Source organism: Pedobacter sp. P26 (genome assembly GCF_050632135.1).
GTDB lineage: Bacteria > Bacteroidota > Bacteroidia > Sphingobacteriales > Sphingobacteriaceae > Pedobacter.
The window spans coordinates 2,360,726-2,386,436 of record NZ_CP192574.1; the positions used below are offsets into that span (position 1 = coordinate 2,360,726).

24 protein-coding genes, 2 tRNA genes and 2 pseudogenes are annotated in these 25,711 nt (G+C 38.3%); 12 read left to right on the top strand and 16 right to left on the bottom strand.

From position 1 onward, the window contains the following. Window positions 1–59 precede the first annotated feature (59 nt). Window positions 60–1,055: an ABC transporter transmembrane domain-containing protein gene (locus ACQ86H_RS10880; protein WP_431294848.1), complete on the bottom strand. Its 996-nt coding sequence runs from the start codon at window positions 1,053–1,055 to the stop codon at window positions 60–62. A 129-nt stretch (window positions 1,056–1,184) separates the two neighbouring features. Between ACQ86H_RS10880 and ACQ86H_RS10885 the strand changes: the two genes are divergently transcribed. Both ACQ86H_RS10885 and ACQ86H_RS10890 read left to right on the top strand, forming a co-directional pair. Further along, complete coding sequence (locus ACQ86H_RS10885; RefSeq protein ID WP_138821897.1) at window positions 1,185–1,766, top strand: Crp/Fnr family transcriptional regulator; 582 nt, start codon at window positions 1,185–1,187, stop codon at window positions 1,764–1,766. A gap of 61 nt (window positions 1,767–1,827) precedes the next feature. After that, window positions 1,828–2,799: a quinone oxidoreductase family protein gene (locus ACQ86H_RS10890; protein ID WP_431294849.1), complete on the top strand. Its 972-nt coding sequence runs from the start codon at window positions 1,828–1,830 to the stop codon at window positions 2,797–2,799. 145 nt (window positions 2,800–2,944) lie between these two features. Here the strand turns inward: ACQ86H_RS10890 and ACQ86H_RS10895 are convergent, their stop codons facing one another. After that, the gene (locus ACQ86H_RS10895; RefSeq protein ID WP_431294850.1) at window positions 2,945–3,919 is read right to left on the bottom strand and encodes a Gfo/Idh/MocA family protein; all 975 of its coding nucleotides are present in this window, start codon (window positions 3,917–3,919) and stop codon (window positions 2,945–2,947) included. A gap of 274 nt (window positions 3,920–4,193) precedes the next feature. Here ACQ86H_RS10895 and ACQ86H_RS10900 point away from each other — a divergent pair, with 274 nt between their 5' ends. Then, a complete protein-coding gene (locus tag ACQ86H_RS10900) occupies window positions 4,194–4,391 on the top strand; it encodes a hypothetical protein (protein ID WP_138821894.1) in 198 nt (65 codons plus the stop codon). Window positions 4,392–4,540: 149 nt separating this feature from the next. Here the strand turns inward: ACQ86H_RS10900 and ACQ86H_RS10905 are convergent, their stop codons facing one another. The 3 genes from ACQ86H_RS10905 to ACQ86H_RS10915 form a co-directional block, all read right to left on the bottom strand. Beyond that, on the bottom strand, window positions 4,541–5,494 hold the full coding sequence (locus ACQ86H_RS10905) for an alpha/beta hydrolase (protein ID WP_431294851.1): 954 nt from the start codon (window positions 5,492–5,494) through the stop codon (window positions 4,541–4,543). Between the two features lie 135 nt (window positions 5,495–5,629). Beyond that, window positions 5,630–7,159, bottom strand: coding sequence for an ArnT family glycosyltransferase (locus ACQ86H_RS10910; protein WP_431294852.1), 1,530 nt, complete (start codon window positions 7,157–7,159; stop codon window positions 5,630–5,632). Then, window positions 7,160–7,843 carry a phosphatase PAP2 family protein gene (locus ACQ86H_RS10915; RefSeq protein WP_431294853.1) on the bottom strand — a complete coding sequence of 228 codons (684 nt, stop codon included), beginning with the start codon at window positions 7,841–7,843 and terminating at the stop codon, window positions 7,160–7,162. It lies immediately after the preceding gene. A 253-nt stretch (window positions 7,844–8,096) separates the two neighbouring features. Here ACQ86H_RS10915 and ACQ86H_RS10920 point away from each other — a divergent pair, with 253 nt between their 5' ends. Beyond that, a complete protein-coding gene (locus tag ACQ86H_RS10920) occupies window positions 8,097–8,327 on the top strand; it encodes a hypothetical protein (RefSeq protein WP_431294854.1) in 231 nt (76 codons plus the stop codon). Between the two features lie 116 nt (window positions 8,328–8,443). On the opposite strand, the gene ACQ86H_RS10925 is transcribed toward ACQ86H_RS10920, so the two are convergent. The 5 genes from ACQ86H_RS10925 to ACQ86H_RS10945 all read right to left on the bottom strand — a co-directional run bounded on the left by ACQ86H_RS10925 (window position 8,444) and on the right by ACQ86H_RS10945 (window position 11,710). Next, entirely contained in the window at window positions 8,444–9,526 is a 1,083-nt protein-coding gene (locus tag ACQ86H_RS10925) for a sensor histidine kinase (protein ID WP_138821889.1), read from the bottom strand. Between the two features lie 244 nt (window positions 9,527–9,770). Further along, window positions 9,771–10,517: a LytR/AlgR family response regulator transcription factor gene (locus tag ACQ86H_RS10930; RefSeq protein WP_138821888.1), complete on the bottom strand. Its 747-nt coding sequence runs from the start codon at window positions 10,515–10,517 to the stop codon at window positions 9,771–9,773. Window positions 10,518–10,898: 381 nt separating this feature from the next. After that, a tRNA-Leu gene (locus ACQ86H_RS10935) sits at window positions 10,899–10,982 on the bottom strand. A 69-nt stretch (window positions 10,983–11,051) separates the two neighbouring features. After that, window positions 11,052–11,127: transfer RNA gene (locus tag ACQ86H_RS10940), tRNA-Gly, on the bottom strand. Window positions 11,128–11,221: 94 nt separating this feature from the next. Continuing rightward, on the bottom strand, window positions 11,222–11,710 hold the full coding sequence (locus ACQ86H_RS10945; protein WP_138821887.1) for a regulatory protein RecX: 489 nt from the start codon (window positions 11,708–11,710) through the stop codon (window positions 11,222–11,224). Window positions 11,711–11,771: 61 nt separating this feature from the next. Here ACQ86H_RS10945 and ACQ86H_RS10950 point away from each other — a divergent pair, with 61 nt between their 5' ends. The 3 genes from ACQ86H_RS10950 to ACQ86H_RS10960 all read left to right on the top strand — a co-directional run bounded on the left by ACQ86H_RS10950 (window position 11,772) and on the right by ACQ86H_RS10960 (window position 15,084). Then, window positions 11,772–14,231 (top strand): bifunctional UDP-N-acetylmuramoyl-tripeptide:D-alanyl-D-alanine ligase/alanine racemase, encoded by a 2,460-nt coding sequence (locus ACQ86H_RS10950; RefSeq protein WP_431294855.1) that lies wholly within the window; start codon window positions 11,772–11,774, stop codon window positions 14,229–14,231. Window positions 14,232–14,494: 263 nt separating this feature from the next. Continuing rightward, entirely contained in the window at window positions 14,495–14,908 is a 414-nt protein-coding gene (locus ACQ86H_RS10955) for a DUF502 domain-containing protein (RefSeq protein WP_431294856.1), read from the top strand. 38 nt (window positions 14,909–14,946) lie between these two features. Beyond that, the gene (locus ACQ86H_RS10960) at window positions 14,947–15,084 is read left to right on the top strand and encodes a hypothetical protein (protein WP_431294857.1); all 138 of its coding nucleotides are present in this window, start codon (window positions 14,947–14,949) and stop codon (window positions 15,082–15,084) included. 501 nt (window positions 15,085–15,585) lie between these two features. Here the strand turns inward: ACQ86H_RS10960 and ACQ86H_RS10965 are convergent. The 4 genes from ACQ86H_RS10965 to ACQ86H_RS10980 form a co-directional block, all read right to left on the bottom strand. Next, a complete protein-coding gene (locus ACQ86H_RS10965; RefSeq protein ID WP_138821885.1) occupies window positions 15,586–16,080 on the bottom strand; it encodes a hypothetical protein in 495 nt (164 codons plus the stop codon). A 24-nt stretch (window positions 16,081–16,104) separates the two neighbouring features. Continuing rightward, complete coding sequence (locus ACQ86H_RS10970) at window positions 16,105–16,605, bottom strand: hypothetical protein (RefSeq protein ID WP_138821884.1); 501 nt, start codon at window positions 16,603–16,605, stop codon at window positions 16,105–16,107. A gap of 192 nt (window positions 16,606–16,797) precedes the next feature. Next, window positions 16,798–17,505: a TIGR00730 family Rossman fold protein gene (locus ACQ86H_RS10975; RefSeq protein WP_029278019.1), complete on the bottom strand. Its 708-nt coding sequence runs from the start codon at window positions 17,503–17,505 to the stop codon at window positions 16,798–16,800. Window positions 17,506–17,522: 17 nt separating this feature from the next. Continuing rightward, entirely contained in the window at window positions 17,523–19,031 is a 1,509-nt protein-coding gene (locus ACQ86H_RS10980) for a sodium:solute symporter (RefSeq protein WP_431294858.1), read from the bottom strand. A 563-nt stretch (window positions 19,032–19,594) separates the two neighbouring features. On the opposite strand from ACQ86H_RS10980, the pseudogene recR reads away from it, so the two are divergent. From recR to ACQ86H_RS10995, 3 genes and pseudogenes are all read left to right on the top strand, one after another. Beyond that, a pseudogene (gene recR, locus ACQ86H_RS10985) lies at window positions 19,595–20,211 on the top strand (recombination mediator RecR). Between the two features lie 105 nt (window positions 20,212–20,316). Further along, window positions 20,317–21,134 (top strand): annotated as a pseudogene (locus ACQ86H_RS10990) (SDR family oxidoreductase). 389 nt (window positions 21,135–21,523) lie between these two features. Then, a complete protein-coding gene (locus tag ACQ86H_RS10995) occupies window positions 21,524–22,363 on the top strand; it encodes an alpha/beta hydrolase (RefSeq protein WP_138821881.1) in 840 nt (279 codons plus the stop codon). A gap of 330 nt (window positions 22,364–22,693) precedes the next feature. Here ACQ86H_RS10995 and ACQ86H_RS11000 read toward each other — a convergent pair whose 3' ends face one another. Next, window positions 22,694–23,143: a hypothetical protein gene (locus ACQ86H_RS11000; RefSeq protein ID WP_431294859.1), complete on the bottom strand. Its 450-nt coding sequence runs from the start codon at window positions 23,141–23,143 to the stop codon at window positions 22,694–22,696. Continuing rightward, on the bottom strand, window positions 23,137–23,634 hold the full coding sequence (locus ACQ86H_RS11005) for an ion channel (RefSeq protein WP_431294860.1): 498 nt from the start codon (window positions 23,632–23,634) through the stop codon (window positions 23,137–23,139). The genes ACQ86H_RS11000 and ACQ86H_RS11005 overlap by 7 nt, the downstream gene beginning before the upstream one ends. A 328-nt stretch (window positions 23,635–23,962) precedes the next feature. Here ACQ86H_RS11005 and trpD point away from each other — a divergent pair, with 328 nt between their 5' ends. Both trpD and ACQ86H_RS11015 read left to right on the top strand, forming a co-directional pair. Continuing rightward, window positions 23,963–24,952 carry an anthranilate phosphoribosyltransferase gene (gene trpD / locus ACQ86H_RS11010; protein WP_431294861.1) on the top strand — a complete coding sequence of 330 codons (990 nt, stop codon included), beginning with the start codon at window positions 23,963–23,965 and terminating at the stop codon, window positions 24,950–24,952. Then, entirely contained in the window at window positions 24,946–25,575 is a 630-nt protein-coding gene (locus ACQ86H_RS11015; protein WP_431294862.1) for a phosphoribosylanthranilate isomerase, read from the top strand. Before trpD ends, ACQ86H_RS11015 begins: the two co-directional genes overlap by 7 nt. The last annotated feature ends 136 nt before the right edge of the window (window positions 25,576–25,711 follow it).

Sequence of the window (25,711 nt, forward strand, 5' to 3'; positions counted from 1 at the left end):
TGTAACCAGCAGTTTTATGTCTGAAAACTACATTTTTGAATTCGAGCCTGTTAAGTGCATTAAGCTTCTACGGCATCCTCCGGACGGGTTTCTATCGGTTTTTGCATCAGGTTGTCGAATGTTTTAAGCGAGGCATCTGCTTCCCGGTACAGAATGATCATGTTGCCCAGGTCCTGAAGCGGCGTAAAGATCGCCGTGGAGATAAACTGCATTGCAATCAGTTCTCCTGTACTTAATATTTTTCTGAAAATCAGCCATAGCAGGATAAAAAGCACCGATTGCTTTAGCAAGTTGAGCAGATTGCCCTGTAAAAAAGAGAGTGTGCTCACTTTTCGGGCTTTTAGCATTTCGAGATCAAAAATTTTCAGGGTCTGTACATTCAATCTTCTGATCTCGGCAAAGGTTAAACCTAAACTTTTTACCAATTCGATGTTGCGCAGGCTCTCGGTAATTACGCCGGCCTGCCTATCAGCCTGTCGGTTAATAGACCGTTGGATAGCTTTTATTTTTTTAGATAGCAGGCCGGTTAGAGAGCCTAGTACCAATACTCCAATAAAAAATACAGGTACCAAAAGCCAGTTCTTGTTCAGGCTGTACCACAATAAAAATCCAATTCCCACAAGCGATGAAAAAAGGATATTGATAAACGCATTGATAAAACGTTCTGCATCCGTTTTTACTTTTTGAAGCACCGATAAGGTTGTTCCGCTGCGGCTTTCTTCAAATTCCTGAAACGAGAGGCGGAGCGTTTGTTTGAGGCCATCATTAAAAATATTCATGCCAAAACGAGCCACAGCCTTCCTGGTTGTAAATTCCTGTATGGAGCGGCAAAGCCTGGCCACCAGTGCAATGGCTAGCGCAATGAGCAGCCAGTAGAAAACTTCGCTAATAAGTTGGTGTTCGCTCAAGTGATGTTTGTTGGTAGAATAATCGTCTATAATCTTTCCAAAAATAATGGGATCGAGCAGGTTTAAAAGCTGTGCTGCAGCGGCCAGTAAAAGCGATAGTATAATGAGATTCCGGTGTGGCCTCAGGTATTTTAAAAGTATTTTCATCTTTAGCAGGAATACAGATAGGGTTGGGCAATTAATAAACGTTAATGGCTTACAATAGTTTCAGTAAGATCAGCTTTAGGATACTGTTTTCTCTCCGGAATAAATTAAATTTGTAAGAATACCCAACAGATGCTTTTCCATTTTAAAGATAAATTTCCTCAGTTAAATCCTTATTGGGATAAATATCTGGAATTTCAGGAGCGCATGGAGGTTCCGGCAAAAACCATTTTATTGGAAGAGGGTAAAATATCCCATCATTATTTTTATGTAGAAAAAGGTTGTGTGCGGGCCGCATTAAATAAACAGGGAGATGATAAAACTGTTCAGTTTTTCTTTGAAAAAGAAGGTTTAACTTCCTTGGAAAGTTTTCTGAAGAATACACCCAGCCTGTTCACCATCGAAACGATCGAGCCTTCGGTTATTTATTTGCTGCATAAAACAAAAGTCAAAGCTTTAATGACTGAGCTGCGTGAGGTGCCCGGATTTGCGGATGTTATCTTAAATATTCTGGCCGAGAGACAGATGCATTATATGAATGAATTTGTATCCTTCATCAGAGATACGCCCGAAGAACGTTATCAAAAGCTCTTACAGGAAAGGCCTCATATTGTACAGCGCGTTCCTCAACATTATATTGCCTCTTATCTGGGTGTAACCCGTGTACACTTAAGCCGTATAAAAAGCGCCCTGCTTAAAAAAGGCAATCGGTAACATATGTTATCGTTCGGCACTGAGGCAGAATCTAACTTTGTATCAACAAAATACAAAAAAGATGAAAGCAGCAGTAATGTATAAGAAAGGGGAATTACCCCAATATGTAGATTTTGAAGAACCAGTAGCCCAAAACGATCAGGAAATATTGGTGCGTGTAAAGGCTGTTGCCATTAAACATTTGGATAAAGGCAAAGCAGCAGGCACGCATTATTCAAGCGATGCACCAAAAGCAACAGGTCGTGTGATCGGTGGAGATGGCGTATGCCTGCTCGAAGATGGCACACGGGTTTATGGGATGGGCGTAAGTGGAATGCTGGCAGAAAAAGCAATTATAGAAAAGCGCAGGATGGTGAAATTACCTGAAGGTTTAAGTGATACTACGGCCGCCGCATTGGCCAATGCCGTTATTGGCTCGGCCATGGCCTTAAGGTTTAAGGCGGCTATACAGCCTGGAGACGTGGTGTTAATTAATGGCGCAACTGGTTTTACTGGAATGGTAGCCGTGCAGATTGCGAAACATTATGGCGCAGCAAAAGTAATTGCAACAGGCAGGAATGTACAATTGCTTCAAAATTTATTAAAACTTGGTGCAGACGAAATCATCGGGATTACCACCGATAATTCAGCATTTTTATCGCAGGTGAAACAGCGCCATCAGGAAAAACCAATAGATGTAATTATTGATTACCTCTGGGGCTGTACCGCTGAACTGTTGTTATCCAGTTTAATGGGGCAGGGGGCATTTACCAATAAAGTGAGGTTTGTTTCTGTAGGTAGTATGGCCGGCGATCTGATCCAGCTGTCTGCTGCTAACTTAAGAAGCGTAGATCTGCAGCTCACAGGCTCTGGCCTGGGCAGCTGGAGCAAAGAACAGGTTGGACTGTTATTTACTGAAATATTGCCCCAAATGTTTCAGCTAGCAGCAGATGGTAAATTGAAGGTAGAAACTATCGAGGTTAAGCTAGCAGATATTTCCGGTCTTTGGAACCTTGAGGTTGCTGATGGTAAACGTTTAGTGGTAATGATATAGGAACAGAATAGTTATGAACGATCTTGGGTTTTTAAGGTGATGATAAGCCTAGAAGGGTCGTCATTGCAATGACGACTTTTCTTTGGATCTCTCCATTTCACTGCGCTATAGGAAATGACAATACTTCCACTATAAGCTTTTCAGTTTACTTCCTCGTAAAATCATCCATTAACTTCATGGTAATCAAGGCATCTTCGCCGCTACATGGATTTTGCCCTTTGCCTAAAAAGTAATCGACTACTTTTTCGATCATAGGTTGTTGAACATGCTGTAAAGGCTCAAATACATATTCTTCAGTTGATTGATCGGTTGTAACGGTAATTTTATTGCCAAACATCGGGAAACTAATATAACCTTTTGAGCCATATATTACGCAACTATCAGCTTGATCCTGTTGCGCTACAGAAAAACACCAGGTACCGCTGAAAACAACGCCGTTTTCGAAAAGGATATTTCCCGCAACCAAATCATCAACCTCGGTATTTTCCTGTTGTCTGGTGGCAATACCCATGGCGTTTTTTACAGCGCCGAAATAATAAGTCATGAGATCTAATTGATGCGGAGCCAGGTCATGAAATAAACCACCACCGGAAATAACTGGATTGATCCGCCAATTATCTGCTGTTTTGGCAATTAGTACAGGGTTAGGCGATTGCAGCATTTTTAACCGGACTAAACGAACATCGCCAATGGTATGTGCAGCCAATAGTTCTTTAACTTTTAAAAACATGGGTTGGGCACGGCGATAATGGGCTACGCAGAGTTTAACCTTTAATTTGCTGGCTACATCAATCATGCGTTGAGCAGCCTCAGCATCTAAAGTCATGGGTTTTTCTACATATACCGGCTTGCCAGTTTTCAAAGCTTCAATGGTATAAGCTTCGTGTTGTAGGGGTGGCGTAGCAATGTAAATGGCATTAACCTCCGGATCGTTAATCAGTTGAGAAGCATTGTCATACCATTTAGGGACTTGATGACGTTTAGCATAATCAGCAGCCTTAGCACCGTCTCGGCGCATTACCGCAACAAGTTTGGAGTTGTTTACCTTATTAAAAGCTGGCCCGCTTTTTACTTCAGTCACATCCCCACAGCCAATAATGCTCCATCTGATTTCTTCCATTATATCCTTGATTTAAAAGTCTGAATTTAGAAATTATTGTCTGGAAACTATGCTCAATCGATAGAAAGCTTTGTAAAAAGAAAAGGGATTCACTTTGGGAGTGATCCCTAATCAACTAACCAAACAAACTATTCCGGAAACCACGCCGGAATCATTTTATAAACGAAAGAATTGGGAGATTGTTTTAATAGATATAGCTATTTATTGTATTTTTTTAGAAAAGAAAATAAGACCATTTATCAGAAATTGGTCCCGCTTTTTTTAGCTTTGTATTATGCAAAATCTTTCCAAGAAGCTTCAGATTGATCTTATAGAACTTAAGGCAAAATATGCCTTTATTATGGATGAGCTTGAAGTAACATTTGAAAACGCTTACCTGTCTAAATTACAAGCTAAACAACGCCTGGCGGAGCAGATGATGATAGAAATGGAAAGGATACTGAGTGGCGAGTCTGGAGAACATGAAAACTAATCGGTTAAGATAAAGAGATAGTTTTTGATATTAACCTTAAGGTAAAGAAGCAATATATCATTAATCTGGAACGGTCATACATGCGTGCCCCAATTTCGATCGTAATTTTGTTCGAACTGAAAAAAATAATGGAAACCATACGATTTACGCTACCTCTTTTTTAAAGCAGGGGGTATGCTAAAGGTTGGTTTTTTGTCGGCATCTTTAAAGTCTACCTCCATAAAATAGCGCTTTTGTTTAATGATATAATTATCTATAAACCACAGGATATCAGGTAGGTTTTCAAGCATTGGTGATCCAGCTATTTCGTGCCCCATATCTTGCACGTACTGAAAGTAATAAGGATATCCGTTTTTTTTAAAAGTGCGGGCCAGATATTTGGAACCAAAAAATCCCCTGTTTAATAATCTCACTTTGTTATAGGGTACAAGTTTATCGGCTGTGCCATGAAAAAGCATAGTAGGTGCTGGTGGTATGGCATATTTTGGCGCACCATGATAACTTAATATTGCCCCGGCAAAAGAAATTACACCCTTGTATTGAAAATGGTGTGGTAATTTAGCCGATAATGCGGTGGCGTTCCGCTTGTTGTAGTCGGCATGTAGCGCGGTAATAGCACCTGCACTTGATCCTGACAGGATGATCATAGCCGTATCAATACCAAGTTCTTTTGCATTTTTGATCAGATAAGCTGTTGCGTCGAAAACATCGGTCGTAGCGGTATCAATAGCTGCTTTTAAATTTGAAGTATTAAACGGACCAGGAAACTTCTTTCCTTTAAGACCAAGTCGATAGTCAACTGAAACTACCTTATAGTTGTGTGCAATTAAAGTGTTAAAATATTGATCAAATAACTTGCTATCTCTGCGGCCCATTACAAAGCCGCCACCAAATATAAAAAGTACTGTTGGCTTAGTTTCTGTTATTTTACCAGTATAATAAATATCTAATTTTAGTTTACCTGAATCAGTTTGTGAGAATGTTTTAGTGTCTACATGAAATTTTTTATCCTGGAGGACAATCTGCCCTATTGAAGATAGAGAACTAAATAAAAGCGTTAGGAGCAGCAGGCTTAGCGGATATACTTTTTTATTGGGCATCATCTAATTTTTAAGGAAGGTTAGCTATCAGCAATTGAATCGGCTTTTTTAAGCTAATTTATTGCTTTTTTAGCTTAGGTGCAATTAAATACACAATATTCTACACCAGGGAATTAATCAGTTATAATTGTAATTGCACTATTCTTTATAGCCATTTAGCTTAAATAAAAGGATGTTTTTACAAATAACACCATTCCTAAAAATGGGTGCAATTATAGGTGGTGTACAATTTCTAAATTGGGATTTGATAAAGTTTATACTGCTTTCATCGTAAAGATTAGAAGGTACAATATAATATGCATTGTCGCCAGTAGTTAATTTCTGTTTGGTTTGATTCGACCAATAATACTGGTGAAGATCGAATATTTCTCCTATGCCGTAGGTATGCAAACCAGTTTTAACGCAAACATAAAAATCTAAATGAGCTGCCGGGAACCATTTTGTAATCACAATCGTATGGACTGTTTTATTCTTTATTGATGATTTATCTAAACGGTAAATAGAATCAATTATTCTACCTGTTTCTTTCCAGCCGTATAAATCTAAGGTGGGGTCGCCCGCACCCAAATTCATTGAGCTTTTTTGCGTCGAAAATGTGCCCTTGTAAAAGTTAATTGTGATGAGACCTGCACTTACCACGAACAAGAAAAACAGCATACTTGCACTAATAATGGCTTTTACTTTTGATAGGCGAATAGATTCCAGTTTCAATGCAGCAAGAAATATTAAACAGCTATACGCCGGGCCAGACCAATGCGGTAATGTATCTCTAAAAATTGAAAGAAAAATCAGTGTCACAATAAGAGGAAGCGCACAATATAATAATAGTTGTATTTCGCTTTTAAGAAGATGATGTTTGGTTTTAATGAAACTAAAAATAGCCATCCAGGCCAGAAAAAAAACAATTGGATTGTTGTAGAATATTTGTCCGCCGATTTCTCTGGAGAAGGCTAATGGATTTATGCCTGCGTGGAACAGGCTAACCCGATTACTGTGATAGGTGTAGGTAATGAAATGATGCTGTATATTCCAGATGATAAAAGGAGATACGATAATCAAACTAATTAACATAGAAACATACATACCCTTCTGCACCATTAATTTTCTACTGTTAAACAGAGCGAACATGATAACGCCCACCCATAAGTAGATGCCATGTATTTTACACATCATACAAAGCCCCGCAGCCACACCGAACCAGCACCAGAGATTTAACGTTGGTAAACCTTGGTGGATGGATTTGTTAATCTTCAACAACAAAAAGATGCTCCAAAGCCAGAAAACCATTTGAGGGCTATCTGGCAAAATAAATGTTCCGGCAATAATACTGCAATAAAAGGATGAAGAATAAAGTAAAACGGCAAACCAACCCACGCGGTCATTAAGGAGTAATTTACCTGTTTTATATACTATTACGGTACCTATTGTAGATGATATTATGGCGCCAAGACGAGCAGCCGATTCGTTGTGAATATATAAATTTGCTGTTGTAGCTCTGATCAACCATGCTACAAATGGGGGATGATCAAAATAATTCCATTGCAGATTTAAAGCGTATGTCCAGTAATATACCTCGTCGTTTCCGAGCGCTATTGTTGAGGCTATGACCAGTTTGATCACAGTCATCGCCATTATAAAAAGCCAAAGTTTAACCGGAATTTCTTTCACTTAAATGGGCTTAGCCTGATTGGAAATTTTAAGCTGTTTATATCTTCTGTTTAGCTTAGCTGATCTGAAAAGTTTAAGGTCATATACCTGATGATAGCTTAAAATTGCACAAATTATACCGGCTATAGCTCCAAAAATTACATCAATCAGAAAATGCTGAGCCAGGTATATGCGTGAATAGCCGATTAAAAAAGCAAAAAATAAACAGTAAAAGGAGATTTTATTTTTTTTGAAAACCAAAACCAATACTGTGGATAAGGCAAAAGCAGATGCGGTATGTCCTGAGGGAAAAGAATTATGATTATGCATGCTTACCCCTTCAACAAAGTGATTGTATTGAAATAAAGTTTGCTCAAAATAATATTTAGGCCGTGGCATGTGGAATATTCTTTTAGCGGTTTGAATAAGCAAACCCGAATAAATATAGGCAAGAGCCATGGTCATTGCTTTTTTCTTTTTTCTAATTGCAAGCAGGATGATTGCGGCCAGAATACTGATTAAACCATCTCCGAGATTAGTGATATACCTAAAAGAAATATCCAGCCACGCTGGATGAAACCGATTAAAAATGAGGAATCCATCTGTTTTAGAAAAGCTAAAATTAAAAATGAGTGCCAGCAGCAGTATTGATATCGCAGTAAAGAAATAATAATGGAGCTTGGTCAGTCTTTTTATCGTACGCATATCAGTTCTTTCATGCAAAACTATTAGCTGTATATCATCTGAAAGTTAAGCGAACGTCATGTTTATGTCATGCTGATTGGTTGAGAATTTGTTACATCATGATGTGGATGGAATTAAGATTGATTATACGCACATGGGAGTCAAGGACTTTTGAAGAACTTACTCAGTTAACATTTCTTAATAAGTTAATATGAAAGCACTGATAAGTTAAAGTACTTTGTGTTGCTTTGCGGCCATAGAACTAAAATTAATTATGCAAAACAATCAGGTAAAGGTAAGTCCAGATTTACAGCAGTTTATCGATAAGTTTGAGCCCAGCAAATTTAAACTAATGCCGGGTGGAATTGAAATCAGGGGAATAAACGATATACATAGAAATATTGCTCAAGCCAGAGAAATTATAGAAAAATTAAAACTTCGCTTAATAGTTTCGCATAATGCTGAGATGCTTAGTTATCGTGGTTTTGAAGTAAATAACCTTTAAGCCACAAAAAAGTGGAGCGTATTAAAGGAGAATTTCGGTTAATAAATGCTAATTCTTGTTTCATATACTTATTGTACCAAAAAGAAAAATTATGCAATCTTCTGTAATCTGATGCATTAAATATGAAATTGTTGCGTATCTGCCAGGTTGATTGTAATTAGTACCTGGAAATACTTTCCTTTCTGACCGGAAGAAATCTCTGCCTGGTCTGCATAAGTATGGAGCAGCCTTTGCCGGATGTTTTCAAGGCCCGTATGGAAACCTGTATCGTTGAGGCCTGTGTTAATCAGGTTACTTGTTTGAATACTAAACTTTCCTCCCTGCAACTTTACCATAATCTTTCCAGGATCTTCCGGTTGGCTGAGGTTTCCATGTTTAACCATATTTTCGGTTAGGCTAAGTAATAGTAATGGAATCACTTCAGTGGATTCACTTTTCTGATCATAATTAAAATCTATAAATAAGTCAGGCTGCTTTATTCTGCTAAGCAGAAGAAGGTTTTCGACTTGACGGATCTCTGCTTCCAGTGGCATAATTTCCGGGCCATGTTCGCATTCTAATGCATAACGCATCAGTTTTGAAAGGTACCGTACGGTTTCTGCAGCCCGGGGTTCACTCTTATGCGTACTGTTATATATATAGGTTAAGGTATTGAACAAAAAATGTGGATTAATTTGCGCCTTGAGGTAGGCATTTTTAGCATTAGCCAGTTCAAGCGTTGTTTGCTTTTGCTTCAACATTTCTTCAATTGCTTCTTTTTCCAGTTTAGTTGCCCGATGTTTCTGGTGGATATAACTTTTAATAAAATAGTAAGCTGTTGAGAATAACATGAAGTAGATTCCCCGCCATAGTGTTGAAGACATAAACTTCCAGTCTGTAACCGTGAGCTTATCAATAGGAACTATTGTTGCTTTTGAAAGGGAGCGATCAGTGAGGTACGCGATAATAGTATACAAACATACCTCAACTATTGTTAATATAATTATCCTTAAATAAATAGGTTTGTTTGATTTCAAACTTTTTCCTAATACCAATTCGGCATGGATATAGAAGAGTGTTATATTAATAATGTAGTGAATGCAATAGCTTAATAAAGTGGCATTTATTTTAAGGATTAACGAGATCAGTATATATTCATAAAGAATGAATATAGCCCATGCAATAATATGCCAGCGATAATTTTTTAGCCAGTTTTTCATTTTTTTAGGTTAAAATTGGGTTTCACAACAGTCAACAATTGCTTTGCGTAATGTGCTCTTTTATAGGTTTTTATGGGGCTAATTTTCGCTTATGAAAAGAATTACAGACTTAAAATCGACCCGGAAAACTGCGTTTGTTTTCCGTTCACAAAAAGCAGCTAATATGCGCTTTCAAAAGAGTGATCCAACTACCAGTACAATGACAGTGATCACAACACTTACAACTCATTCAGATTTGCAAATGTTAATCCCTTAAACGTTTTGAGACAAGGGTTTGGTTTTCAATATAGTCCATAAATGCCTCCTTGTATTGTGGAGTCATGAGTACTTCGTACTTTCCAAGGTCGATTTTGTGCCCGTTAATTTCCTTTACAAAGGTGGTGTTAATCATGTATGACTTGTGAACACGGTAGAAGTGCTCATTTTCCTGGAGCTTTTCCTCCATCTCCTTCATGGTCATATATACTGAATAATCATTTGTTGGCGTGTAAATATGTATATGGTTATTAGAACCCTGAAGGTAGATGATATCTTTTTTGAGTACTTTGGTAAGTTTGCCTCGTTCGCCATTTGTGCGTAAGAAAAATGCTTCTTCATTTTCTTGTACAAGGCGTTGTGTATCATAACATTCTGAAAGTACCTCATTAACTACTTCTGCAAAATCTCCCATGTTGAAAGGTTTTAACAGGTAATGTTTTGCCCTAACCTTAAAAGCATCCAGTGCAAATTCTGGATAGGATGTAGTAAAAATAATGTTGTGTGCTTTATGCTTGAGGTTATCAGCAAGTCGTAGGCCAGACATTGCTGGCATATCAATATCCAAAAAGATGAGCTGTTTATTGCTTTCTGTACTGATTTCGCTTAGGGCCTCTATCGGTTTAGTAAAGATCCGGTGGACTTTTAACCTTGGGATTTCCGCAATGTGGTCTTGCAAAATATTAATTGCGGTAGGATCATCATCAATAATGATGCAGGAGATAGAGTTTTTCATTAAAATAGATTTAAGTAGATAAATGCAATTTAATAAATTTATTCTTAAATGGAATAGCTGAGGTATTATCGATGTGATCACTAACTAATTTTAAAGGTGAATTTTTAGCCAGTGAATATAATTAAAGCTGTTTATTGCGGTTTTTAGAACCAAGCCTTTTGGAAGTGTTTCGAAAAAAAACGTTTTTTTGAAAACATCAGAGTGGCGATGCTTGGATATGAGTATTATTCCAGGCTTGATTGCTACCTTGTAGACATATCTTTTTGGGGATAGTTTTCGGGGGATCAAGGCTTAATCTTTTTCCACTTGATCCCGAAGAACCAAAGAATTGAAAGGAGTAAATAAAAAAGTCCGGTCATTTTGACCGGACTTTTCGTTGTGTACTCGGGGCGGGAATCGAACCCGCACGCCTTTGAAAGCACAGGATTTTAAGTCCTGCGTGTCTACCAGTTCCACCACCCGAGCATTAGCCGCTACCGATCTCCATCGGCTTGGTTAACTTTAAAATAAATGCCTTCTGGTAGGAAGGCATTTTGGAGCGAAAGACGAGATTCGAACTCGCGACCCCGACCTTGGCAAGGTCGTGCTCTACCAACTGAGCTACTTTCGCATTTACAAAACTGATGTTGTTGTTTCGTTTTGGTGATGCAAATATAGGCAGATTTATATTTCTGTCAAGAGATTTCTTGTTAAAAATTTAATATTTAATTTAAATTGCTGGCTTTCAGTACCAGTAAAATTAAATCAGTTTCAAAACCTTTTGCCTGAAGGTAGCTCATCAGCTTATTTTTTCTTTTGAACGGATCATTTTCACCCAGACTTTCCGCTTTTTTAACCGCTAATTTTTCTATCGTCTGCAAATAATCATCGCCGTCTATACTGTAAATTGCTTTTTGTAAAATTTTATCAGGCACACCTTTCAATTTTAAACCCTGTTTAATTTTAACCCGGCCCCAATGTTTAATGTTGAATTTGCCCGACGCATAACTTTTGGCAAACCTTTCTTCATTCAAAAAATTGTTAATGATCAGGTCACTAATAATTTCTTCCAGTTCATCCCCGCGCATGCCCCATTCTACCAATTTGTACCGTACCTCTTTTTGCGAGCGTTCCTGGTAAGCGCAAAAATTTTCGGCTTTCGCCAAAGCTTGTTTTTTATCTAATAATACTGCCTCTTGTTTACCGCTTTTCATAATTAATTACTGAAATTCGTAAAAATAAAAGCGATTACCGTATTTTTCTGAATATAATAGCATGCAAAACCCAATATATACTGTTGCCAAAATAGCCGAAATTTTAAATGCTGATACCAAATTAGTTGATGGAGAGGTTGTTATTCAATACCTGGTAATTGATAGCCGTTCGGTTTTGGTGCCAGAAAACTCTATATTTTTTGCTTTGTCTTCGCACCGGGATGGACACGAATTTATAAAAGATGCTTACAGCAAGGATATCCGTAATTTCGTGATTACCGAAGCTAAATATGTTACTCAATACCCGGATTGTAATTTTTTACTGGTTGACGACGCTTTGGCCGCGTTACAACAACTCAGTATTTACCACAGAAACCAGTTTCAGTTTAAAACCATAGGCATTACAGGAAGTAATGGGAAAACCATTGTAAAAGAGTGGTTGTATCAGCTTTTGGCCGCCGATTTCAATATCGTTAAAAGTCCTAAAAGTTATAACTCGCAAATTGGCGTACCGCTTTCCGTTTGGCAGATTGAAGCCGATCATACCTTAGGGATTTTCGAAGCCGGGATTTCTGCAATAAATGAAATGCAGCGCCTGGCGGAGATTATTCAGCCAAAAATTGGGATTTTAACCAATATTGGCGAAGCACATGCGGAAGGATTTAGCTCTAAAAAAGAAAAACTCACAGAGAAGCTGAAACTTTTTAAAGATTCAGATTTATTCATCTATGCTCCCGAATATGTAACTGAGGTAAGTCCAAAAGATTTACCCGGGAAGAAAAAGTTTAGCTGGAGCAGCAAGCAGGTTGCAGACTTGCAGATTACTACCGTTGAACCCATTGAAGGGAATTGCTACCTGAGAGCTATTTATCGGAATGCCGAAATAGAATGCATGTTGCCTTTTAAAGATAAAGCCTCGATAGAAAATGGCATGATCTGCTGGGCAACTTTACTGGCTTTAGCTTATACGCCAGAGCAGGCCGATCTGCGTTTGGAGAAACTGAGCCATGTAAGCATGCGCCTGGAACTGAAAAACGGCATCAATCAGTGCTCCATTATTGATGATTCGTACAGTGCTGATATTTCTTCCTTGGCTATAGCGCTGGATTTTTTAAATCAACAGAACCAACACCCGAAGAAAACCGTTATCCTTTCCGAATTATTCGAAACCGGGAGAGACGATCTTGATTTATATACCGAAATTGCTGAATTGCTTGCTCAAAAGAAAGTCAACAGGTTAATTGGTATTGGAACGCACATTTCGCGTTATGCCGATCTTTTTAAGTTCGAAACCCAGTTTTTTGAGAATACCAATGCTTTTGTAGAGGCCTTTCCAGGTTTACAATTTAGCCACGAAACTATATTGGTAAAAGGCGCCAGGCGCTTTGAATTTGGGCGCATCAGTAAATTGCTTACCCAAAAAATACACGATACGGTTTTGGAAATCGACCTGAATGCGATGGTTGGCAACCTGCAGTTTTACCGTTCTAAAATCAAGCCCGGTGTTAAAATTATGGCCATGGTTAAAGCCTTTTCGTATGGAAGCGGAAGTTTCGAAATCGCCAATTTATTGCAGTTCCATAAGGTAGATTATCTGGCGGTAGCTTATGCCGATGAAGGCATTGCTTTACGGAAAGCCGGAATTACGCTACCTATTATGGTGATGAGTCCCGAAGAATCTGCTTTCGAAGCCATCGTTAAACATAAACTCGAACCCGAAATTTATAGTATAGAAATCCTGAACAGCTTTTTAAACGCACTATCGGATTATGATTTCGATTACCCGATCCACATTAAAATAGACAGTGGCATGCACCGTTTAGGTTTCGATCAAGCTGAAATGGATGCCTTATCGGGTCTGTTAAAAGATTCGGCAAAGGTAAAAGTGCAGAGTATTTTTTCTCATTTAGTAGCTAGCGATGCTGCAGAGCATGATGGATTTACCCGGCAGCAGATCGATAAATTTAAAATTATTGCCAATCAGTTAGTTAACGCTTTAGGTTATAATCCATTATTGCATATTTCCAATACTTCTGGTATCTCACGTTGGCCCGATGCGCAAATGGATATGGTCCGTTTGGGCATAGGTTTGTATGGTTTTGATTCTGCTTTGGCCAATAACCGGGGTTTACAGACCGTAATGGTACTTAAAACTACGGTTACTCAAGTGAAGACATTAGCGCCAGGCGAAACTGTGGGGTACAACAGAAAAGGAGTAATGCCAAATGGCGGAAAAATAGCAACAGTAAAAATTGGTTATGCAGATGGTTATACCAGGTATTTTGGCAACGGTGTAGGGAAAATGCTGGTTAATGGCCATTTAGTGCCGGTAATAGGCTCAATATGCATGGACATGACGATGTTGGATGTTACAAGTATCGACGTAAAACCTGGTGATGAAGCCATTGTTTTCAACAAAGAACACACCATTATGCAATTGGCAAAAGATATTAATACCATTCCGTATGAAATCCTAACCAACATCTCGCAGAGGGTTAAAAGGGTTTATTTCTACGAATAGTTCATTTAGTTCAATGGTTCATTCGTCATTAGTAAGGCAAATTGCTTATTGGTTTACTGATTCATTGGTCAATAGTTGATAGTTCATAGCCAACAGTAACCAGCAATTGCTAAAATATGCACCCTATACAAATGAACTAATTACGAATGTACGATTGAACTACTTTATTATAACCGATTGCAAAGGTTTACATCCTACACAAATGAACTAATGACGAATGAACCAATGAACACTTATAACTAAAAAAATGCTAATTTTGCGCCATGAACAAAGTCGGGAAAGCCATTTTAAACTATTTAATTAAAGGTTTATTAATTGTTGTACCCATTGCCGTGAGTATTTTTATTGTGGTTTGGGCGGTTACAACGGTTGATAGCTGGTTAAATGTAAATAATATTTTAGGCGTAAATCCGCGTACAGGCGAAAGTCGCAATATTCCCGGTTTAGGTTTGCTGACCGTTTTGACCATCATTTTACTTGCGGGTATTTTCGTAACCAATTTGGTAACTGAGCCCATGTACAATTGGTTCCAGCGGATGATGCAAAGGTTGCCCTTGCTTAATTTTATTTATTCATCTATAAAAGATTTAACTGAAGCTTTTGTAGGCGATGAGAAAAAATTTAATCACCCGGTACTGGTAGAAGTGGAGGGAGGTTTAAAAAAATCGGATTTCTAACACAGAACGACCTGCATAAACTTGATCTTCCTGATGAAGTGGCCGTATATTTTCCACTTTCTTATTCTTTTGCGGGCCAGCTTTGTATTGTAAAAAGAGATAAGGTTGCCGATTTAAATATGACTGCTGCTGATGCCATGAAACTGGTCGTAAGTGGTGGTGTAAGCGGACTTTAAATACTTTTTAAATGATTACGATTTACCATAATAACCGCTGTACCAAAAGCCGCTGTGATTTGGTAGAGCTCTAATCTAGTCGTAGCCTCTCGCTACGTGATGAAATAGTTCTTTAAAGGCGATATTAATATTTCTATTGCCCTAGTAAGATACTAAAACCAGATCGTTTCGTCGTTATATCTGATGACTGCCCGCGCACAATAGCCCTGATGGAAATGGAAATCCCTTTTGGGTACCGGTAATTGTTGGTATGGAATAATTCCCAAAAGGATTGGAATGTACAGCAGGACCGGAACCGCCCTATTGATTACGGGTATTAGCGCTTCAAAAAGAAACGACTTTAGTCTTAGTGTCTCGCTACGAGACTGAATAATTCTATAAAGTTGAGATTAATACTTTTTATTTTCTTAGCAAGACGCTAAGACTAGATTGGAGAGTGCTTTGGGACATAGATCTTTCCATTCCGCTTTGCTTCAGTCGAGATGACGGATCTTTTTATCGTTAAAAAATACTTTTAAAAGTGAGCATGCAGAATATAAAAATAATCAGACCGAAAATCAGTCTCGAATAGTATTCCCTTATAAAAAGACCACATAATACCAGTGTATCATCATCAACATTGGTATGGATCAATCCACTTCCTGCTGAAGCGTTAAAAAGGATTTGTTTATCTTTATGGTTGTTCAACGACCAGCGGCTTAACCAGCTGTTTTGATAACTCCAATCGAAAGTTTCGCCAGAGGCAAATACAATTTTTGCTTTAAAACCCAGCCAATCATAAGTAATTACGGCCAAAACCGTATTCTTGTTGTCAATAATTTTAGTTTCAGGTTTAGAAAACCCTTCACTTTTTAACAGGTAAATGCCTGCCTGGGTAGTGGCTATTGCCGTATTTTTCCACGAACCAAAATTGATGGAAAATTTTAGATAGCCATTGTTTATTACCTGATAATTACTATCAAATAAACCTTTTCTCCAACTCAGAACCTGTTCCATCTCACAAAAGGGTTTAAGTTATTTCTAATGACGATTAATTGATATCGTTATAATGGGCATAAGGCAAGCAATAAGTACAACAACACGTTTGTTGTAAATGTGTTTGATAAATAAGCCTGTAATAATCAATAATTCATTGTGTGTATCAGAAGATATCGTTCCCGTATTGCTATTTGAGCTGTACATAATATGGGCATCCTTATAATTACTTACCGTGAACTGCGATTTCCATACACCGGTTGATTTCCATTCGTACTGTTCGCCAGTGTTTAAACTAATCACAGCCTTAGATTTCCAGCTATCGTAATTGATGATTGCAACCACCTCATTCGTTTTTCTATCAATTACTTTGGTTCTCGATTGCCAAAAACCTTCATTAGCGAAGTGATAGTTTTTATCTTCAAACATGCTTTCTGCATCGCTTCTCCAGCTGCTAAAAGAAATCATACCTTTTTGAACACCATCTGCAAAAAGCTGGAAGTTTCCGTTAAGCCAATTACTTTTCCAATTAATAAATTTCGACATTTTAATTACGTTTTATTTTAGATGGCAGTTTTCTTCAGTTGTTACAATAAATGAAGACATAAAAAAAGTGCTTATTATTTGTAAGCACTTTTTCAGTTTCCAATTATCAGTTTGCAATTTTCAGTTAACGATTTAAAGAATTAACGAGTTAACCATACTAATGAACCAATGGCAAATGAACTATTGAACCATTTAGAAATTTGGTTTAAGTACATACTTATCGTAGAAACGGAAAATATGTTCTGCAGCTTCTTCTGCGGTATCTACCAACCTGAAAAGGTTTAAATCTTCTTCGTGGATATTGTGTTCCTTCTGCAACATGGTTCCTTTAATCCAGTCAATTAGTCCACCCCAATAATCAACGCCCACCAATACGATTGGAAAACGGGCGATTTTGCCCGTCTGAATTAAGGTTAAAGCTTCAAAAAGTTCATCCATGGTACCAAAACCACCTGGTAAAACCACAAAACCCTGACTATATTTCATGAACATCACTTTGCGCACAAAGAAATAATCAAATTCCAATAATTTATTATGATCAATGTATTTATTGTGGAACTGCTCAAAAGGTAATTCAATATTTAACCCAACAGATTTACCTCCATTAGTATGGGCGCCTTTATTACCGGCTTCCATAATGCCCGGGCCACCACCTGTAATTACACCGTAACCGCGATCAGTTAATAATTTGCCGCATTGCTCTGCCAGCTGGTAATATCTATGTGTTTGGGCCGTACGGGCAGATCCGTAAATGGTAACACACGGGCCAATTTTAGCCAGTTTTTCAAAGCCGTCTACAAATTCGGCCATGATTTTAAAAATTTGCCAGGAATCGGTTACTTTGATTTCCTGCCAGTCTTTGTTTTCGAAAGCACTTCTAATTTTTTCTTCACTCGTCATATACTGTTATTCTAATATTAAAATTTGGTTTGCGCATCAGTTTTTTTGCTGATGAACAACAAGCCTGTAAATGTGATTAAACCGTTAATTAAAATCAGTTCAACACTAAAAACGTAACCGCCCAATAAATTGGTCGAATTCGTTGCAAGCAAGTAACATAAAAAAGGTGATAATAAGCAAACTATCGGCACTAATTTATCATGAAGTCCGCGTTTTTTTACAAATAATCCAAAACTATACAGCCCTAAAAGCGGTCCGTAAGTATAAGAGGCAATGGTGAAAATTAAACTCACTACAGATGAATTATTCAAGGCGTTAATTACGATAATCACCAGAAACATCAAAATAGAAAACGCAACATGTACGGTATGGCGTTTTTTAACCGCGTCTTTTGCATTTACATTTTCTGCTTTCGCCATGCCTAAAAAGTCGACGCAGAACGAGGTAGTTAAGGCTGTAAGTGCCGAGTCGGTGGTGGCAAAGGTTGCTGCAGTTAAACCCAGCATAAAGATAATGGCCGGTACAGCACCCAGGTTGTTTAACGCAATTTCCGGAAATAATAAATCTGTTCTCGGTTTTCCGGTAATGTGGTCCAAAGGAATATCGATGCCGTTTTTTGTAGCGAAAATGTATAACAATGCACCAACACTCAAAAAGAAAACATTCAGGATCACGAATACGCCCGTAAACGTGAACATATTTTTTTGTGCTTCCTTGATGGTGCCCATGCTCAGGTTTTTCTGCATTAAATCCTGGTCTAAGCCCGTCATGGCGATGGTTACAAAAATACCACCGATAAACTGTTTACTGAAATAGAATTTATTCGTCAGGAAATCATCTAAAAAGAATATTTTCGAATAACTACTGTTTTTTACGGTTTCAAATGCTTGTGGAATATTGAAATTTAAACTGTTGCAGATAAAATAAATGGTTAAGAAAACCGATAAAACGAGGAAAAAAGTTTGTAAAGTATCGGTAATAATGATGGTTTTTAATCCACCTTTAAAAGTGTACGACCATATTAATGCCAGTGAAATCAATACCGTTAACCAGAACGGAATTCCATAATTATCAAAGATAAAGCGCTGTAAAACAATGACTACCAGGTATAATCTTGTCGCTGAACCCAATGTACGGCTCAATAAAAAGATCGAGGCTGCGGTTTTATAACTATAATGGCCTAATCTCTTTTCGATATAGCTATAAATCGAAGTAAGGTTCATCCGATAGTAAAGCGGAAGTAAAACCGTAGCAATAATAATAAAGCCAACTGCATTGCCCAACACAAACTGGAAATACTGAAACTGGTTCCCGCCGGGTGCACCAACTTCACCAGGTACGGATATAAAGGTAACTCCCGAAAGTGCGGTTCCGATCATTCCAAAGGCAACCAGATACCATTTAGAGTTCCGGTTGGCAACAAAGAAGGTCGAATTATCGGATGAGTTTTTTGAAGTTACAAAGGAAATAATGATCAGCAATAAAAAGTAACCGATCAGGAAACACAATAGAATGGTTGGAGACATAGTTTCGTATTAAGCTGATAAATGTAAAGAAAACTATCAAATCAAGCAATATTCTTGTTAGGCTGAAGTCGGAAGTCCGGAGTCCGAAGTTAAAACGTCCAATAACCAATATGCAATTATCAGACACCTAAAATCAATAAATGTTGTTCAGTTTTCAATTGGCAATTTGCAGTTATCGTTGGCTATGAACTATCGACCATGAGCTAATGTCCAGTTTTCAGTTTGTAATTAGTAGTTACTATTGGCTATGAACCATCAACCATTTAACTATTGATCAATATCCAGTTTTCAGTTTTCAATTTGCAGTTACCATTAGCTTTGAACTATGACCGATGAACCAGTATCTAGTTTTCAGTTAGCAATGTGCAGTTGCCATTGGCCATGAACTATCTAACTATTGACCGATGAACCCGTTTTCAGTTTTCAATTTGCAGTTACCAATCGCTATGAACTAACAACCATTAAACTATTGACCAATGAACCAGTTGGCAATTTGCAGTTACCAATGAACCAATGACTAATGAACTATTGAACCAATGAACGATTTTACCTATTTTTGCACCATGAATTTTTCATCCAAACTGCTCGAAGATGCGGTAAACGAATTCTCGAAACTTCCTGGTGTAGGGCAAAAAACGGCTTTGCGGTTGGTTTTACATCTTTTAAATAAAGAACAGGAGGAGGTTAACCAGTTTGGCAATACATTTATCAAGTTAAAACAGCAGATTAAACATTGTACTACCTGTCATAATATTTCTGATTATACGGTGTGTGAAATCTGTACTTCGATAAAACGCGATAAGGAAACCATTTGTGTGGTAGAAGATACCCGTGATGTAATGGCGATTGAAAATACCGGGCAATACTTTGGGGTTTACCATGTTTTGGGTGGATTAATTTCCCCAATGGATGGCGTGGGACCTTCTGATCTGTTTATTGAAGGCTTGGTGACCAGAATGACTGTGGGGGAATTAAGGAAGTGATTTTAGCTTTAAGTCCGAATATGGAAGGCGATACCACCTTGTTCTATCTCTATAAAAGGCTAAAAGAATTCAATGTTCCGGTAACTACCATTGCACGCGGAATTGCATTTGGAGGCGAACTGGAATACACCGATGAAATTACCTTGGGCAGATCGATCATTACCCGGGTGCCTTACGAAACCGCGATGATGAAATAGTCATAATATAACCTATAGCGGTATCAAGTCTTGATACTTGATACTTGATACTTAATACTCGCTACTCAATACTAGAAACTCCCTACTTAATACCTGCAACTACAAATGAACCTAAAAAATAAAGTAATCATCATCACCGGGGCATCGAGCGGAATCGGAAAAGCCTGCGCCGAAGAATTTGCTAAACGTGGTGCCAATCTGGTTTTAGCTGCCCGCCAATATGTAACCCTTTGCGAAATTACTGCAGAACTGGAAAAAAATATGGCATCAGGGCGGTGGCGGTTCAGGCTGATGTAAGTAAAGAGTCAGATTGCGAACTGATTATCAAACAGGCTTTAGTATCCTTTCAAAAGATTGACATTCTGGTAAACAATGCCGGTTTATCAATGCGTGCCCTATTTAATGATCTGGATTTATCAGTGCTGAAAAACCTGATGGATGTAAACTTTTGGGGAACGGTGTATTGTACCAAATATGCTTTGCCAGAGATTTTAAAAACAAAAGGAACAGTGGTTGGCGTTTCATCGATTGCCGGTTTCAGAGGTTTGCCAGGTAGAACAGGTTATTCGGCGTCTAAATTTGCAATGAACGGATTTATGGAATCTTTGCGTACCGAATTATTGAAGACAGGTGTAAACGTGCTTTTGGCCTGCCCTGGTTTTACCGCTTCCAATATCCGCGTAACTGCTCTGTCAAAAGATGGTGCTGCTCATGGTGAAACCAGTATGGATGAAGGTAAAATGATGTCTTCAGAAGAAGTGGCCAGCATTATTGCTGATGGCATTGAACAACGCAAACGTACCCTCATCATGACCGGACAAGGAAAATTAGCCGTTTGGATGAACAAACTTTTCCCTGCATTTGTGGATAAAAAGGTATTTGATTTATTCGCGAAAGAAAAAAATCCGCTGATTAAGGCTTAAGGTAGAAGGTTTAAGGCGTAAGGTAAATAGAATAGCGTATTGCGCTTAGAGTTTGGTGTTTTGGTGGCACAGTTATGTTGGCGGTTTAGCTAGATTAATTGTCAGTCTGAGCAGAGTCGAAGACTCGGTACAATTATTTAGCGCCTAACCTTATATATTTTAGATAGGATAGAACCTGAAATAAGTCCGATAGCTATCGAATCAAGGTGACGAATCATGGGTAAAGGGTTGGCGGTTATAGATAAAGGGGTTAAACTGTAAGGCCAGTAGGTTAGCGGATGTGCTTGGCGCCTATAAATGTCTTGATACCTTTTACTTAATACTCGCTACTAACAAATCCACTCGCACAACAATTTCGTTTATTTAAGCTGAGATGATAAACCTTTTTTATGTACAAATCCCTTGTTTTATTGATGCTTTTGTTCCAAACGATACTTTCTACTGCGCAGGTTAAAAAAGTAAAAAATATAAATTATGCGGGCAATACCGACGAAGCCAATACGCTGAATATTTTTTATAAAAACGATAGTGTTAAAAATAAAGCTGTTCTAATATTTATTCACGGTGGCTCGTGGAGTAGTGGTAAAAAAGAAACTTATTGGTGGCTGGGTAGAAATTTCGCGCGGAAGGGTGTAGTTACCATTATCATCAATTACCGCTTAGCACCAAACGTTCAGTACGAAAAAATGGGAGATGATTGTGCTTTGGCCGTAAAGTGGGTACAAGAGCACATAACCGATTATACGGCGAGTCCGGAAAAGATTTTTGTAATGGGACACTCTGCCGGGGCACATCTGGGCGAACTGATTAACGCCGATCCTAAATATTTTAAAAAAGCAGGCATTAAAAATCCCATTAAAGGTATAATTCTCGATGATCCTTTTGGTTTGGACATGAAGGAATATTTAACCACAGCCGAAAAAGATCATTTTTATTTCGATTTCATCAGAACTTTTACCGATCAACCTGCGGTTTGGAAAGTGGCTTCGCCATTGGATTACGTCAACAACATCAAAAATCCACATCTGCTTTTTTATGGAAGTAAAACTTATGGCGCCATTAAATTGCAAACGCCGAGGTTATACGAAAAACTTAAAGCCAACAACGTTCCTGTAGAAATAAAGGAGATTAAAGGCAAAAGCCACGTGCCAATGATCAGTCAGATGATTTTTGGCGGGAATCAATTGTATCAGGATATTCTGGATTTTATACAAAAAACATCTTCGTAAGCGTTGTCAACTTTCTTGCCTCTTTGCTATTAAAGTTGACAACGCTGAATCAGTTTTTAATTCCTCTCCTCTGGAGGGGTGCCTGTAAGGCGTGGTTGGTTTATTTATTACACTAAGCCAACCCATCTAAACCCGACAATAGCGAAAATCCTTTTTGTTTGTAGCAAACTCGAATACCCTGTCATCTGCAGCCTATGGAAAAGATCCTTCGTGCCTCAGGATGACGGCAACACAAAAAGATTGTAGCGGATGGCGGGACTATCGCAACCGATTAGCACCGAAACCTGCTTTCCAAAAAAAAGAAAAAAGCCCTTTAAAACAAAAAAACCTTTACACCGTCCGCGTAATCTTATCCAGTTTACTATAATCCATCACCATTTTGCCCTCTTCGTTATGGTAATACATTTTCTCAAACCGGGCATCCATTTCTATTTCCTCATCCTGATAACTTGTTCTGGTATGGATCGTCTGCGAAAAGGTATCGTCAAAAGCTTTAAGAATTACAAAAACTTCTACTTCTGCCTGTTGCAATTCCGTTAGCGATTTTTCATAAAACGGGCTATCTTCTGTAATGGGGTGTACCAGCGTCCAGTTTAAAGAGAGGATGCCGATTTTATCGCGCTCCAAAGCCAAAGGGTAGAACTTTCTAACATGTTTGCCATCAACGGTTTCATTGTACGACATCACCATTTGCACTTCCACTTCGATAAGCTGATTGCGGCGTAAATTAACCAAACGGCACATCAAGCCATGACCTTTTTCGTAAGGTGCAATCACCATTTTTTGCTAAAACTCACTTTAGAAGTAGGCCTGCTGAAACGGCCATACAATAAGCCGGTAGCCAATGCAAATGCCAGTAAACCCAGCATACTTTCGAAAGCAGCCAGGATACTCGTAATAAAACCCTGTGGCGAAATATGACCGTAACCCACGGTAGAAATGGTTTGGGCGGAGAAGAAAAAGGCATCAAAAAACTGATCACGAAGGGTTAAACCTTTAGCACCTTCCAGGTTTTCGATCCCCACCACATTATATAGAACCGCAAATATGGTATTTACAATGAGGTAGGCTACAAGGATAACAAAGAAAAACCGTGTCCAGCTCATGGTTACCAAACGGGTATAGGTATCATCAAATTTGAACCAGGGCAGGCCGGTACGCTCGATATTTGCCGAACCATCAGGGTTAAGCATGCGCTGATTTTTGGTTACCGGATTGGATCCGAAACCGAAATCATCATTAAACTGTACTTTTCTTTTAAAGAAAGACATATATTTTTAGAAAGATTTTGGAATATTAAAAAACTATATCAATATTTGCTTTATACAAACATGATAATTAAAAACTTAAATAACAATTGGTGGTGGCATAACGAAATTCGTTAGGCAAATTCTATTGTTATATATTTTAAAATATTTTAAACACAACGAAGAGGATTGCCCAAAAAGCAATCCTTTTTTTTATGCAATTTTTTGAAGGATCGTCATGTTGTCCCGATTAATCGGTATCAGCAGCTATAATATAAGATTTATAAAATATTAAGTGGTCTGTGGAGACACAGACCACGGAGATAGAATGACGATAAGAGTTATACAAGACATGAAAAAAATATTAAACCATTTATTCGAAAACAAGAGTTTTAGCAGGGAAGAAGCAAAGAACATTTTAATCTCCATTTCGGAAGGCGCATTTAATTCTTCGCAGATTGCCGCTTTTATTACCGCTTATGCCATGCGTAATATTACGGTGCAGGAGTTGCAGGGTTTTCGCGATGCAATGCTTGATATGTGCGTTAAAGTAAACTTATTGGGTTACGAACTGATTGATCTTTGCGGTACCGGGGGCGATGGTAAAGACACTTTTAATATCTCTACCTTATCCTCATTTGTAGTGGCAGGTGCCGGTCATCCGGTAGCTAAACATGGTAATTATGGCGTTTCATCGGGCTGCGGATCTTCTAACGTAATGGAACATTTAGGTTATACGTTCACCAATGATGAGGATACTTTAAAACGTAACCTGGATAAAGCTGGGATTTGTTTTTTACATGCCCCATTGTTTAATCCGGCAATGAAAATTGTTGCTCCGATCCGCAAGGAGCTAGGCGTGAAAACATTTTTCAATATGCTGGGCCCAATGGTTAACCCCGGGCAACCAAAATACCAGATGGTAGGCGTTTTTAGTTTAGAACTGGCGCGTTTATATGCTTATTTATACCAGGATACCGATAAAAGTTATACTATTGTGCATGCATTAGAGGGCTATGACGAGGTTTCGTTAACCTGTGATGTGAAAACCTTTTCGAATAAAGGTGAGCAGATTTTAACACTTAATGATATGGGGTTTGAAAAAGTGGATGTAAATGCGATTAAAGGTGGCGACACCGTAGAGTCATCAGCCAAAATATTTATGGATGTATTAAATGGTGAAGCCACTGATGTACAGAACAATGTGGTATTGTGTAATTCGGCACTAGCGATTAAAACCATAAAACCTGAGCTGTCTTTTGCCGATTGTTTTTACGAGGCAGAAGAATCGCTAATGAGCAAAAAAGCACTTAACAGTTTCAAACAACTATTGGCATGTTAAAGTTAAAAGTTTGTGGCATGCGTTTGGCGGCAAATATTGCTGCGGTTGCGGAGCTGCAGCCAGATTACCTGGGTTTTATCTTTTATGAAAAATCGCCCAGACTGATCAGCGATGTTTCTACCGAATTGATCAAATACATTCCCTCAGAAATTAAAACGGTCGGCGTTTTTGTAAATGAAGAATTAGAAAAAGTAAAGGATAAAGTAAACACATTGAAACTAAAAGCTGTTCAGTTACACGGCAGCGAATCGCCTGAATACTGTGCAGCACTAAAAACGGCCTTTGGTTCGTTAGAAGTGATCAAAGCTTTTGGAATAGATGAGGATTTCGATTTTTCAGGTCTCGAAGCTTATTTAAATGTGGTGGATTATTTCCTGTTCGATACGAAAACCAAAGCACATGGTGGATCGGGAAAAACATTCGATTGGTCTGTTTTAGACCGATATGCTTACACCAAACCTTACTTTTTGAGTGGTGGAATTGATCTGGAACACACCGAAGCGATAAAAAATATGCAAGATGAGCGTTTATACGCCCTAGATATCAATAGCCGGTTTGAAATGGAGCCGGGTTTAAAGGATGCGGAGAAGATTGAAGAATTTATTAAAGCAATGAATAGCTAGCGACAGATCGTCATTTCGAGCGCAGCCGAGAAATCTGCATTGTAAATATAGATCTCTCTCCCGAACGTTCGGGATTGCACTCCATCCGATAGCTATCGGATCGAGATGACGACTTATCTTTAGCAAGCTACCAATG